Origin of the sequence: Rahnella inusitata (assembly GCF_018288855.1) — a bacterium.
Classification (GTDB): domain Bacteria; phylum Pseudomonadota; class Gammaproteobacteria; order Enterobacterales; family Enterobacteriaceae; genus Rahnella; species Rahnella inusitata.
In genome coordinates this window covers 181,492-195,412 of the sequence record NZ_CP065025.1, presented here as the reverse complement: position 1 = coordinate 195,412, position 13,921 = coordinate 181,492, and the positions used below count along the sequence as shown (strand labels likewise).

The 13,921-nt window shown below is 50.5% G+C and carries 9 protein-coding genes; 5 read left to right on the top strand and 4 right to left on the bottom strand.

Annotated features, from left to right (window positions below; all coding sequences use genetic code 11):
• Nucleotides 1–29: 29 nt before the first annotated feature.
• Both oqxB and I2123_RS22745 read right to left on the bottom strand, forming a co-directional pair.
• Nucleotides 30–3,182 (bottom strand): multidrug efflux RND transporter permease subunit OqxB, encoded by a 3,153-nt coding sequence (gene oqxB / locus I2123_RS22750; protein WP_112164068.1) that lies wholly within the window; start codon nt 3,180–3,182, stop codon nt 30–32.
• 16 nt (nt 3,183–3,198) lie between these two features.
• Nucleotides 3,199–4,335, bottom strand: a complete 1,137-nt coding sequence (locus I2123_RS22745; protein WP_244879959.1) for an efflux RND transporter periplasmic adaptor subunit — start codon at nt 4,333–4,335, stop codon at nt 3,199–3,201.
• Between the two features lie 441 nt (nt 4,336–4,776).
• Here I2123_RS22745 and I2123_RS22740 point away from each other — a divergent pair, with 441 nt between their 5' ends.
• On the top strand, nt 4,777–5,133 hold the full coding sequence (locus I2123_RS22740) for a helix-turn-helix domain-containing protein (RefSeq protein ID WP_112164069.1): 357 nt from the start codon (nt 4,777–4,779) through the stop codon (nt 5,131–5,133).
• Nucleotides 5,134–5,211: 78 nt separating this feature from the next.
• Here the strand turns inward: I2123_RS22740 and I2123_RS22735 are convergent, their stop codons facing one another.
• Both I2123_RS22735 and I2123_RS22730 read right to left on the bottom strand, forming a co-directional pair.
• Nucleotides 5,212–7,083: a hypothetical protein gene (locus I2123_RS22735; RefSeq protein WP_213052858.1), complete on the bottom strand. Its 1,872-nt coding sequence runs from the start codon at nt 7,081–7,083 to the stop codon at nt 5,212–5,214.
• Between the two features lie 43 nt (nt 7,084–7,126).
• A complete protein-coding gene (locus I2123_RS22730) occupies nt 7,127–9,223 on the bottom strand; it encodes a hypothetical protein (RefSeq protein WP_213052857.1) in 2,097 nt (698 codons plus the stop codon).
• A 320-nt stretch (nt 9,224–9,543) separates the two neighbouring features.
• On the opposite strand from I2123_RS22730, the gene kduD reads away from it, so the two are divergent.
• The 4 genes from kduD to I2123_RS22710 all read left to right on the top strand — a co-directional run bounded on the left by kduD (nt 9,544) and on the right by I2123_RS22710 (nt 13,552).
• Nucleotides 9,544–10,305, top strand: coding sequence for a 2-dehydro-3-deoxy-D-gluconate 5-dehydrogenase KduD (gene kduD, locus I2123_RS22725; RefSeq protein WP_213052856.1), 762 nt, complete (start codon nt 9,544–9,546; stop codon nt 10,303–10,305).
• A 72-nt stretch (nt 10,306–10,377) separates the two neighbouring features.
• Entirely contained in the window at nt 10,378–11,016 is a 639-nt protein-coding gene (locus tag I2123_RS22720; RefSeq protein ID WP_056773844.1) for an RpiB/LacA/LacB family sugar-phosphate isomerase, read from the top strand.
• A gap of 217 nt (nt 11,017–11,233) precedes the next feature.
• The gene (locus tag I2123_RS22715) at nt 11,234–12,814 is read left to right on the top strand and encodes a putative bifunctional diguanylate cyclase/phosphodiesterase (protein WP_244879951.1); all 1,581 of its coding nucleotides are present in this window, start codon (nt 11,234–11,236) and stop codon (nt 12,812–12,814) included.
• Nucleotides 12,815–12,838: 24 nt separating this feature from the next.
• The gene (locus I2123_RS22710; RefSeq protein ID WP_213052855.1) at nt 12,839–13,552 is read left to right on the top strand and encodes a GNAT family N-acetyltransferase; all 714 of its coding nucleotides are present in this window, start codon (nt 12,839–12,841) and stop codon (nt 13,550–13,552) included.
• The last annotated feature ends 369 nt before the right edge of the window (nt 13,553–13,921 follow it).

Sequence of the window (13,921 nt, the reverse complement as noted above, 5' to 3'; positions counted from 1 at the left end):
CCGGCTTTTTACTTTCTGTCATTCACCACTCAGACGGTCTGGTTTTCCAGCGCAGGTTGTTTACGCGTCACCAGCTTGCGCAAGGCGACATAAAACACCGGAGTCAGGAACAACCCGAACAACGTCACGCCCAGCATCCCGGAAAACACGGTGATTCCTGTCACGCCGCGCACTTCAGCGCCAGCGCCGTGACCGAGGATCAACGGAATTGTACCGGCGATAAACGCAATCGACGTCATCACGATAGGGCGCAGACGCAGGCGACAAGCCTCAAGCGCCGACTCCACAATCCCTTTCCCCTGCATCTCCAGTTCACGGGCGAACTCGACAATCAGGATGGCGTTCTTACAAGCCAGCCCCATCAGCACCACCAGCCCGACCTGCACGAAGACATTGTTGTCACCGCCGGTTAGCCATACGCCAAACAGCGCGGAAAGCATCGTCATCGGTACAATCAGGATAACCGCCAGCGGCAGCGTCCAGCTCTCATACAGCGCCGCCAACACCAGAAACGCCAGTAAGACCGACATCGGGAACACGATCAGCGCCGCGTTACCTTGTGTCGATTGCTGATAGCTCAGATCCGTCCATTCGATATTCATGCCGTTTGGCAGCAGGTTTTTCGACATCGCCGTCAGCTCGGTCATGGCCTGCGTCGAAGACAGCACGCGCGGGTCAGCGTCACCAATCAAATCCGCCGCCGGGTAGCCGTTATAGCGGATCACCGGATCCGGTCCGTAGGTAGTGGTGATATTCAGCATACTGCCGATCGGCACCATTTCACCTTTGTCATTACGGGTACGCAGATTGGCGATATCCTCCACGCTGTCGCGGAACTGGCCGTCGGCCTGCGCCATTACCTTCCAGGTGCGTCCGAACCGGTTGAAGTCATTGATATAAGACGAGCCGAGATACACCTGTAACGTGCTGAACAAATCATCCAGCGACACGCCCTGCGCCTTGGCCTTATCACGGTCGATGTGCGCATCCAGCTGCGGCACGTTAGCCTGATAAGAGGAGATAGGGAAGCCCATCCCCGGCGTCTGCATAATCGAACCGGACATGGTGTTAATCGCAGTCTGTAACGCACCGTAGCCCAACCCTGCACGATCCTGAATATACAGCGAATACCCGGACCCCTGACCTAAGCCCAGAATCGGCGGCGGCATAATCGAGAAGGCAAAGCCTTCCTGAATCTGCGAGATCTTGGCGTTGATTTCAGCGTTGATTTCAGCCGCCGTGCGGGTACGTTCACCCAGCGGTTTCAGCGCGAAGAACACCGTGCCGGTATTTGGGGTATTGGTAAACTGCAACGCATTCAGGCCGGGGAAGGCCACCGCGTCTATCACGCCGTCGGTGCTCAGACCGAGCGCACTGATTTTGCGGATCACCGCATCAGTGCGCGACAGCGAAGCACCTTCCGGCATTTTCACACCGGCAATCAGGTACAGCTTATCCTGCGTCGGAATAAAGCCGCCCGGCACCGCTTTGAACATAAACGCCGCACCGCACAGCAGCAGGACGTAGACGACAAATACAGCGCCACGACGCCCGAGCGCTTTCGAGACTGCGTTCTGATAACGATGCGAGCTGGCGCTGAAGAAGCGGTTGAACGGTCGGAAAATCCAGCCGAACAGACGGTCAATCAGACGCGACGGCATATCCTTCGGCGCACCGTGCGGTTTCAGCAGCAACGCCGCCAGCGCAGGGGAGAGCGTCAGGGAGTTGATCGCTGAAATTACGGTAGAAATCGCAATGGTCACCGCAAACTGTTTATAGAACTGCCCGGTCACGCCGGAAAGGAACGCCATCGGCACAAACACCGCACACAGCACCAGTGCGATCGCAATGATCGGTCCGGACACTTCCCGCATCGCCTGATGTGCAGCCTCCCGTGGCGCTAAGCCTTCCTCGATATTTCGCTCGACGTTTTCCACCACGACAATGGCGTCATCGACCACAATCCCTATCGCCAGCACCAGCCCGAAGAGACTGAGCGTGTTTAGTGAAAAGCCGAGCAGATACAGAATACTGAACGTGCCGATAACCGAAATCGGCACCGCCAGCAGCGGAATGATCGACGCACGCCAGGTTTGCAGGAACAGAATCACCACCAGCACCACCAGCACCACGGCTTCCAGCAGCGTATGGACCACGGCACTTATCGAGTCACGCACGAAGACCGTCGGGTCATACGGTGCACGCCAGGTCATACCTTCCGGGAAACGGGCTGAGAGTTCGGTCATTTTGGCACGCACGGCGTCTGACAAATCAATCGCGTTCGCCCCTGGCGACTGGAAGATACCAATGCCGACCGCATCTTTATTATTCAGCTGCGAGCGCAGGGCATAACTGCCTGACCCCATTTCAATACGCGCAACGTCGCGAAGACGGACGATTTCGCCATTATCACCGCTTTTCAGGATAATATTGCCGAACTCTTCTTCGTTTTTGAGACGTCCCTGTGCGTTGATGGACAACAGATAGTCGCTGTCTTTAGGCATCGGCTCAGCGCCCAGCTGACCGGCTGAGACCTGAACGTTTTGCTCACGCATTGCAGTGACAACGTCACTTGCCGTCAGCCCACGCGCCGCCACTTTGTTCGGATCGAGCCAGACGCGCATGGCATATTCGCCCGCACCAAAGATCTGAATTTGCCCGACACCCGGCAAACGCGCCAGTTCGTCTTTCACTTTCAGCGTGGCGTAGTTACTCAAATACAACGAATCGTATTTACCGTTCGGCGATACCAGATGCACCACCAGAGTTAACGTTGGTGACTGTTTCTGCGTAGTGACGCCCTGACGCCGCACATCTTCAGGTAGCCTCGCTTCCGCCTGCGCCACACGGTTTTGCACCTGAACCTGTGCCTGGTCCGGATCGGTACCCGGACGGAAGGTGACAGTGGTGACCAGCACGCCGTCGGAACCGGCCACGGATTTCATATACACCATGTTTTCGACGCCGTTGATGGCTTCTTCCAGCGGCGTCGCCACGGTTTCAGCAATCACTTTCGGGTTAGCACCCGGATATTCAGCGCGAACCTGTACGCTTGGCGGCACCACATTCGGGTATTCGCTGACCGGCAGCAGGGGAATGGCAATCGCCCCGGTGACTAAAATCAAAATCGACAAAACGGCGGCAAAGATCGGCCGGTCGATGAAAAAGCGGGAAAAGTCCATGTGTCAGGATTCTCTTTTATTGAACGGCGGCAGGTGTGGGAGTCACGCTGTTGGCCGCCATGCTGACGGTTTTGGCGTTAACGGGCATACCCGGCATAAAGACTTTCTGAACGCCGTCGATGATGACGCGGTCGCCGGCCTCTAAGCCTTTCTCAACGATGCGTAAGCCGCCGAACATTCGGCCCACTTCGACATCACGACGTTGCGCTTTGCCATCCTTATCCACCACGTAAACAAACTTACGATCCTGATCGGTCAGCACGGCTTTGTCGTCCACCAGCATGGCGTTGAATTGCGCACTACCCGGCAACTGCACGCGGGCAAACAGCCCCGGTGTAAAGGTACGTTCGCGGTTATCGAGCACGGCACGCATACGAATGGTGCCGGTGCCAGAATTCAGCTGGTTATCGGTGAAATCGACCACGCCCTGATGCGGATAACCGTTTTCACCCACCAGACCGACGTGAACCGGCAGGCGGGACTGTGGCGTATCGCTGCGCTGGCCGTCACGCGCCATCGCCTGATAACGCAGGAAAGTGCCTTCATCCACATCAAAATACACATACACCGTGTCGAGAGAGACCAGCGTGGTCAGCACGCTGGCGGTATCGCCTGCTGTAACCAGATTACCGACGGTTATCATCGCGCGGCTGGCTCGTCCATCAATTGGCGACGTGACGCGGGTAAAATCGAGATTCAGCTGCGCCATATCCAGCTGCGCCTGCGCGGCCAGTACGTCGGACTGCGCCTGAGAAGCAGCGGAACGACGCTGCTCGGCAATTTCTGTAGAAACCGCCTGCGTGCCGATCAGTTTTTCAGTACGGGAGGATTCGCTGCGGGTCAGGCTGGCCTGATTGCGCGCACGCACCAGTTCCGCCTGTGCCTGCTCCTGCGCGGCGCGGTAAGTGCGGTCATCAATGGTAAACAGCACCTGACCTTTCTTCACTTCCTGACCTTCCTGATAATTCACTTTGTCGATATAGCCGGACACGCGGGGACGAAGCTGAACGCTTTGTACCGCTTCCACGCGGCCATTAAAGGCATCCCACTGGCTGATCTGTTTGATCAAAACATCAGCCGCACTGACCTGCGGGGCAGGCGGAGCGGCGTTTTGCGCCACGCTGTTATCACACCCGGCAAGCAGGGCGACCATCAGCGCAACCCCTGAAAGACGCAACGTCAAAGGCGTACCGCGCAGGCGGTCGCGTGCAACAACCAACGGTTTTTGCAGGTTTTTCATTATTTTTATTTCCAGTGAGTAAGTGCTGTCAGGCAATACAACCGGTCTGTCCTCCGGGTAACGTCCTTTGCCTGATCTGACTTTTTTGGGACTTGTGCTGTTCATCAGCACAATTATGTATCAATGTTTGATACAATTGATTCGAGGGGGATTGTAAGGAGGTGACTACTAAAGTGCAAGAAATACTGTTACACTTTCTGTGCTGTTTTACAGAACGTTTACTTCCGGGAACGTGACTATCCCGTAACGATGAATTAAATGCAATAGTAAAACTTGCATTTAATCGCAAACTGAGTCAGTTTAGAAAAAGACGCCCTCGGGGGGCGAAAACTGATAAGAGATAGGAGAGAGTCCATGAGAACCGAGGATTTCATTCACGACCTGATTGACTGGATCGATCACAACCTGGAAGAGCGACTGGATATTAAGACCGTTGCCAAACGCGCAGGCTATTCGCGCTGGTATCTGCAACGGATGTTCAAAGAGCACACCGGATTGCCGATGGGCGAATTCATTCGTGAAAAAAAGCTGAAGAAATCGGCAGATATGCTGGCCAGCAGCCGCGAACCTATCGTCAGCGTTGCGATATCGCTGGGCTTTGACTCGCAGCAGTCCTTCACCCGCAGCTTCAAGCGTCAGTTTGGACAAACGCCGGGTGACTGGCGCCGTGGCCTGACTATGGAAACAGAATGTCAGGGATCAATGCACTAAACTTCGCACATCTCCCTGATTTAAGTACCGCTGGCCCGGCTCCCGCCGGGCAGTGATGTCTGCACTATCCCTGCTTTTTTAGTCTTCAACGCTTGCCGCCGCGGTTAGCGTCATATTCTGCTGCCAGATAACATTCCCGCTCGTCTCAGGCTGCGCAATAATGGCCGTGTCAGATAACCGGTTGTTAACGAACATCAGCGAACCGGCGGTTTGCAGCGTCAATGCGCTGAAATCAACTGAGCTTTGAATCAAAGTCGAAAAATGAATGTCGATTTGCTTCGGCTCGTTACCTGACAAAATGAAAGGCACCTTATTTATCCGGCTTCCCTGAAGATCCAGCGTGGAAGACGCGACGGCCACTGATGCGTCACTGCTGCCGCCCTCAAATTCACAGTTTACAAACCTCAGCGGCGCTTTGCTGGCAAAGGCATGACCATTCAATGCGTTAAAAATGGTATCGCGGAAAGTCACGGATGACGTGACATTGCTTTGTATCAGTGGGGCGGCGTCGTCAATGAGTGTGAACTGACACTGACGGATGATGTTTTTGCGTGCCGAACGCTGAGACGCCTGGCTTATCACCAGTTTTTTGTCCGCCGTACATCCGGTCATCTGTAAACCGTCAGCATTAACCCACAACATGCCTGATTGCGGAATATTTGCATTGCTAATAACCACCATGTCTTCCAGCATCAGGTCACTCACCCCCGAACGTGCGACAAACCACGGGCAAACGTGCTTGCGGACGTTAATCCTTTTGGCGCTGCCACCCCAGGTCGCGCCTGAGTTGGCGAAAGTCATTAATCCCGAATTTCCGGTATAGGTCAGGTCATGCTCGAATTGCCCGTGGGTAACAAACGGACCTTTCTCCGCACTTTGTCCATCTGCATGACAGTTTTCCACCAGGCAATACGCGGATGCGGTGAAATCGTTCAGATGCCGCGCACTCGAAACGTGGCAGTCGCTGACATGACCGTATAGACAGTAAATTTGCTGCGTCAGATAGCCCGCTCCGCCATATGCCACGTCAGGCGGGTTGGTCAGAGAACATTGTTGCGTGAGGTAGTGCGTATTCCATCGGCGCATGACGACCGGCCAGAACGAACCGGTCGAGTGGATCCCGGCGACGTTGGCGTAGACCGCATACTCAAAAGCCACCGGATGACTCCCCGTAATCGGGTCGCTGCCTGCACCGGTGAATTGCATGTTTTTGATGTTCACGAATTCGACAGGTTCGACTTTCTGCCAGCTAATCACTCGCCCGGCAAGCAATGCCCAGCCGTTGTAATAGCCAGTCTGAATGTGCGTACCGTCGGGGATCGCGATAACTTGCACCAGCTTTTGCAGCTCCCGCGCCGCCGAACCACTCACCGGAGCAACCTGCACCGCATACCAGTCACCCACGTGGAACACAGAGGAATCGCTCACGGGGAAAATATCCGTTTGCTCCACAAGCGTATCGGTCAGAGTGAAAGTGACGGGCGCACCGGCAGTCTTTCCCTGAAAAAACATTACCGCAGCAAAAGGATCGTTGACCGGCGCGTCGGCGATCCCTTGTGTGCTGACGGTGAAGTTTTGAAAATCAAGGGTGATGCCCGAACGTGAGAAGCGATGACGGCGCTGGAAGAGCAGGGCGGAACTGGCATAAATCTGAGTGATTGCGGTGTCATTGACCAGCGCATCGAGCGCGTCATCGGCAGGCCGGGTGCTGTCCATAATGCCAAAAATGCGGAAATCGGCCACACCCTGATGATTGAGTAACCAGCGCCCGAGACTTGTGTGTCCCGATGCCACCACGGTGCCATTATTCACTGTTAACGTACTGGTGTTATCCCAGTAATAATGACCACCGCCTCCATCGCCAGTCTGATAATAACCTTCGACGAAAACCGTCAGACCTTTGCGCGGCTTTTGTTGCATGAGTGCTGATATTGAATTAAGTGCTTTCATAGCATCAACCTTATGTATGCTCCGGATGAGCAAGCTCACTCTTTCAAAGTTCTGTATTCCTCACCATAATATGTGGCCCTGTCTTTTCTGGCACAACCGATTTGACGTTAATCATGATGTTGTCATGTTCAATAAAATAAGAGGGCGTATTAAAAGCTTCCGTAGAAAACTGTCGCCTTCCCTGAATAAAATTTGCATTTCTTGCCTGATAATAATTAATCCCGTCAGTCAGATGGATATGCATTCTTTCCGAATCTCTCACTTCACTGCGCATCGGCCCTAAAAGCCATGTGACGGCCTGTGAACCGGCACGCGAAATTAAGGGGCTTGATGAATTGCCGCCCTTCAGGGATGAATCCCCGTTAATCACCAATGTCTGGGCATCCTCTGCGGCTAATACCAGTGAAACATCGTCAATCTGACAGGCATTAAAATACGTCTCTTTATTTTTGATTAAAAGAGATGCTTGCGCATCCGTACCTCTGAACCAGCAACGTACAAAATGAATGACAGAATGACCGCTCAGTGAATTACGCGAAGCAGGATAAGGGTGAGAAGCAATATAAGGATCATCGGCGGCTAAATGACTGTTGGTTGAATCGTGACGCGAATCTAAAGTAAAACCACATCCCTCAAAAAAATTCATCTTGGTACTACGATTGCTACGTTGGAATAACGTCAGTTCGCCGTTAACGGTACACCCCCGAACTGTGACACCATCACAATTAAGCCGCAGCATACCGATATTGCCTTGTTCAGGATCCCTTTCAATGTGCACATCTGTCAGGGTTAAATCACTGACCTTGGTATCCGCAATGAATACTGAACAGAAATGTTGATTAATTACAATGCGTGCGGCTGACTGGCCCCAGTTTTTTCCTGAATTAGCCAATGTCAGCGTTCCTGAGTTACCGGAAAAATGCAGATCGTGCTCATACTGACCATGGGTGACAAACCCTCCGGTGCTGTCGCCATTACTGTGACAATTGACCACTACGCAGGATGAACTGGCCGTCAGGTCATTGAGATGACGGGCGTTTGATGTCGTGCAATTGGCAATGTGGCCATACTGACAGTAAATCTGCTGAGTGAGATACCCGGCACCACCCCAGGACACTGACGGCGGATCAGACAACGAACATTGCTCCGTGCGAAAGAATGTATTCCAGCGGCGGAAAATCACAGACCAGAAGGTGCCCTGTGCATGAAGATTAAATACATCGCAGTAAATCGCATATTCAAATACCACCGGCTGGGAACTGGTATCAGGGAGTTGCCCTTCAGCAATAAAGGCCATATTTTTAATCGTCACATATTCGACCGGAATAACCTTACGCCAATGTAATGAAGTTCCGGCATCCAGCGACCAGCCGCATCGGTAATTCAGCCTGACATGGCTGTCATCAATAACTTCTGTCACCTGTACTAATCGCTGAATTTTTCGCTCCCATTGACCTGAAAGTTTTTCTGATTCCAGGCAAAACCATTGCCCCACAGGGAATTGGTTGCTATTGCCGACCGGGTATATTTCTGCCAATAAATTAAGGGGAGTATTCAAAACGGTCACAGTAGTCTGTTCCTCAAACTCCCCCCTGAATGAAAAAATAGCGGATATATAATTATTTTTAGGCTCCGTAAGCGGTTCCAGACCCGCCGTAGTGATCGTATGTCCACCGAAATCAAGGGTGAGGTTAGAACGGGTAAACCGGTGCCGGGAACAGAAATTCAGCGCAGTATGCGCCTCAATACGATGAATAAGCGGGTCATTCACCATCGCTTCCAGCGCAAGATCTGCGGGATCCTGACCATTAAAAATACCGAACTGCCGAAAATCAACGACCCCATCATGTAATTGTATCCAGCGTCCTTTATCACCCTGTAATGCAGAAATAACCGTACCCTGATTGGCAGGTTTTTGGCTGGCAGAATCCCAATACACTAATTTAGCGCCACCATCGCCGGCAAAATGGTACCCCAGAACCACCACGCATAATCGATCTTCAGGGGCAGTGATTTTCCTGAGCATCATAATGTTACTCACGCTAATAATATTAGCGTGACTTATTTCAACCGCTTTTATTAAGCCGGCTGAAACAACCCCCCCGGCGATGCCCGAGAGCAATTCCCTTCGATTAATCATGAACACCACCGGAAAAAAGTCAGATAAGCCAAGACAGCACCTAGTCAATGAGTATTGCTCAACCTTTACTTAAATCAAATTCCCCCCTATTCATCAAACAAAAATCCCGTGTTTAGCTCCGGTAGAGGCTCAGGACGTGATCAACTCAACAAAAAACGACACCAAAGTTCATCTAAATTGAAATGATGTTTCAATTTCTTGAGTTGCGCGAAAAATCTCGCTAAACTTCCTTCCATCAGTTCGTGGCCGGGCGTTGCCCGACTCAGTCTTACGTGACGGAACAGCGCATTCGCCTCCGTTTTATGGAAAAAGGAAACATCATGATTCTGGATAATTTTTCACTGAAGGGAAAAGTCGCCGTGGTGACCGGATGCGATACCGGTCTGGGTCAGGGCATGGCGATCGGTCTGGCAGAAGCAGGCTGCGACATTGTGGGTATTAACATCGTTGAACCCACAGAAACCATCGAACGCATTGGCGCAACCGGCCGTCGTTTTCTGAGCCTGACGGCCGATCTCAGCGATACGAAAGTGATCCCGGCGTTGCTGGAACGCGCCGTCGCGGAAATGGGGCATCTGGATATTCTGGTAAACAACGCCGGGATTATCCGTCGAGAAGACGCCATCGAATTCAGTGAAAAGAACTGGGACGACGTCATGAATCTGAACATCAAATCGGTGTTCTTTATGTCTCAGGGCGTCGCGAAACAGTTCATCGCCCAGGGTACCGGCGGCAAAATTATCAATATTGCGTCTATGCTGTCTTATCAGGGCGGGATCCGCGTACCTTCTTACACCGCATCGAAAAGCGCCGTGATGGGCGTAACACGTCTTCTGGCGAACGAATGGGCGAAGCACGGCATTAACGTGAACGCCATCGCGCCGGGGTACATGGCGACCAATAACACCCAGCAACTGCGCGCTGACGAAGCCCGCAGCGAAGAAATTCTGAGCCGCATTCCGGCCGGACGCTGGGGTACACCGTCCGACGTCATGGGGCCGGTCGTATTCCTGGCTTCACCGGCGTCCGACTACATTAATGGCTACACCATTGCCGTCGACGGCGGCTGGCTGGCGCGTTAATCCGCCACCCAAATTACCCAATAGCATTCACAGACAGCAGCGGTTCACGCCGCTGCCCAAAGAGGAAATCCCATGAAAATTGCATTGATGATGGAAAACAGTCAGGCCGCGAAAAACGCGATCATCCTGAAAGAGCTGAACGCCGTGGCTTCAGAGAAAGAATATCCGGTGTATAACGTCGGTATGTCCGACGAGCAGGACCATCACCTGACTTACATCCATCTGGGCATCATGGCCAGTATTCTGCTTAACTCCAAAGCGGTTGATTTTGTGGTTGCAGGCTGCGGCACCGGGCAGGGCGCGCTGATGTCTCTGAATATCCATCCGGGCGTGAACTGCGGTTACTGTATCGATCCGGCGGACGCGTTCCTGTTCGCGCAGATCAACAACGGTAACGCGCTGTCTCTGCCATTTGCTAAAGGCTTCGGCTGGGGCGCTGAGCTGAACGTGCGTTTCATCTTCGAGAAAGCCTTCACCGGCGTCAAAGGCCAGGGTTATCCGGCTGACCGTAAAGAACCTCAGGTTCGTAACGCGGGCATTCTGAATCAGGTGAAAGCCGCCGTGGTGAAAGAAAATTATCTCGACACGCTGCGCGCTATCGATAAAGAACTGGTGAAAACCGCCGTGAGCGGTGAACGTTTCCAGAAATGCTTCTTCGAAAACGGTCAAAATAAAGAAATCGAAAACTTCGTGCGCGAAATTCTGGCGTAAGTATTCAGTTGATTTAATTTGTAGAAACCGGTGCTGATTGAGCATCGGTTTTTTTTGCGACTCATTAAGCAAAAATAACCCTAAACTTTAGGCCGGTTATGCCGATAACTTAGTATCAGATAAATGATGGCTCATATACCGCTCGCCAGACGAAATATGAGGTACACCATTGATATATATCATTATAAATATAATAGTCTTTTATTAAGGGTTCGTCATGCCGTCAACGCTTAGGACTCATATAAAAAAAGAGTTTTTGTTAATAGGATTAATATTTCTGTTCGCCTATTTATGTTCAGTCATGTTCAACCTAAGTGAGAGTTTCTTTTATTTTTTCTCAGAATATGAGAAATACAATGTCGACGAGGTATTTATCGCTATAAATATCACTGGCATGGTGGTGTTTATTTATGGTCTTATGCGTATCAACTTCATGTCTAAAGAAATCAAAAAACGCATTGAGGCAGAAAAGACCGTAGACTGGATTTCAAGCCACGACGTTATCACTTCCTTACCCAATCAAAAATTCCTGGACTCCTTTCTTTCACGACACGCTGAAAACAAACAACTGGCTAACCACGCTGCTTTTAGTATTGAAATAAACCGCTTTAAAGACATCAACGACTTATTGGGTTATGAACATCGCAATGAAATATTCAAAATTGTAGGCCAGCGAATTTCTTTTATTTTCCCCGATAATGTTTTCAAATTACGAGGAGATGAGTTTCTGGCCTTTAAATCAAACAAAGATAAAACGGATTTATTTTTGCTTGGCGAGCGAATCGTGAGCAGTCTTTGCAGCCCAATCCCGATTGAAGGTTTCACCTTTAACATCGCTGCTAATGTGGGATTCTCGCGATTTCCTGAGGACTCTGACGACCTCCGGCAGGTTATTCAACAATCAGCTTGTGCGCTACATATGGCGAAGAAAGCGGGGCGCGAAAAGGTAATGGGATTCATCCCGGCGATGCAGGATAACCTGCTCGCGACGGCGCTGTTCAGGAGCGATTTTAAGAAAGCACTGGCAAGTAAAGCTTTTACGGTTCACTACCAGCCATTGGTCGATTTGAGAACCAGTAAAACGGTGGGTTTTGAAGCGCTTGCCCGTTGGGAAGTTTCACCCGGAAAATTTACGCCACCCAGCCTGTTCATTCCTCTTGCAGAAGATATGGGGCTGATCCCCGAACTGACGGAACAATTGTTCCGCCTGGCATGTCTTGAGACACTGAACTGGCCTGCCCAAATCACGCTTTCATTTAATATTTCGCCGATATTATTGTGCAACAAACTGCTGGCACCGAGCATCATCAGCATAATGGACGAGATGGGTCTTGCAGCCGATCGTCTGGAGATTGAAATTACAGAAAGTGCGCTGTTTCAGGATGCTAATGCCGCCAGATATACCTTGAAAAAACTGAGGGACGCAGGAATAAAAATCGCGCTGGACGATTTTGGTACCGGGTATTCCAGCCTTTCACAGTTGTGTAATTTCCAGTTCGATAAACTTAAAATTGATAAAAGTTTCATCGACACATTTCGTGATAATGAAAAGCAGGACAAGATTGTTCGTTCAATTATATCACTTGCGGGTTCGCTCGGCGTGAAAGTCACTGCTGAAGGCATTGAATATGCAAACCAACTGGAGTTACTCAAGGATCTGGGTTGCGATATTGGACAAGGTTATTTACTCGGCAGACCCGCGGCTAAGGCTATATTCCATCAAGTCACATCATCCATTATCTATAATTTCCCGCTGCAAAAAACAGAAAGAGAGATGAGTTCTTCACCTCCATTTTAAATCTCGACGACAGGTAAAATAAAAATGACGGAATTAAACATCTATGGTCAGGGATTAGGGAAATCATTGCCCGACTGGCAACCAAAATCCGCACCACAAAAAGTGATCCTCAAAGGTAAATCTTGCCTGCTTGAGCCCATTGATATTAAGCATAGTCAGGACCTTTTTGAAGCATGGCACAGCATTGATGACGAGCGCGACTGGACCTATTTTCATATAAAAAGACCCCAGACCATCAGGCAGTGTGATCATTATATTGCGTCATTGGCGGCAAGTAAGGATCCACTCTTTTATGCAGTCATCATGGCTACAACCGGAAAAGCCGTAGGCTTTGTTGCTTTGCAGCGCATAGACCCGGATAACGGCGCTGTAGAAATTGGCTGGATTAATTGGTCACCTTTGATGAAACGCACCTTGTGCAGCACGGAAGCGATTTATCTTTTGCTCGATTATGTTTTAGGGACGCTGCAATACAGGCGATGCGCCTGGAAGTGCGACAGTTTGCATGAGGCTGCCATCAAAGCAGCTGAAAGGCTGGGATTTCACTACGAAGGGACGTTACGTCAGCAACAGATTTCAAAAGGTCACAGCCGTGATACCCGTTGGTATTCGATAATTGACAGTGAATGGGGCGTAATCAATCACGCTATGCATCTGTGGTTAAACTCAGCAAATTTTGATGACAGAGGAAGACAAAAACAAAGTTTGTCCGCATTTATGGGTTTGACGTCCAATTGACCTGCTTCCCGTTGATTAGTACAACCCGATGAGAGTGAAGGATCCGACATTACTAACTGAGCGTTGTATTTCATCCTGGGGGCAGGTCAGTAGCTAAATATATCACGAATAAAAGTCGATATCATAGTTTTGAATGATAGGTAACCTCAATATTAATACAATTATATATACATTTATTTTTATATTTCATATGAACGATAGATTAGCTATTGTTTTCGATCTTATCACACCGTGAAAATTACTTTGCCACTCAGGTGCGTGTCAGATTTTTCGTAAATTTCTTTTAAAACTGTGGCCTGTTGCCTAACTGGATTTGATTAAGGTCCAGTTAAAATCATTCGCAACGGTCATAATTTAAAATCGGTTGGG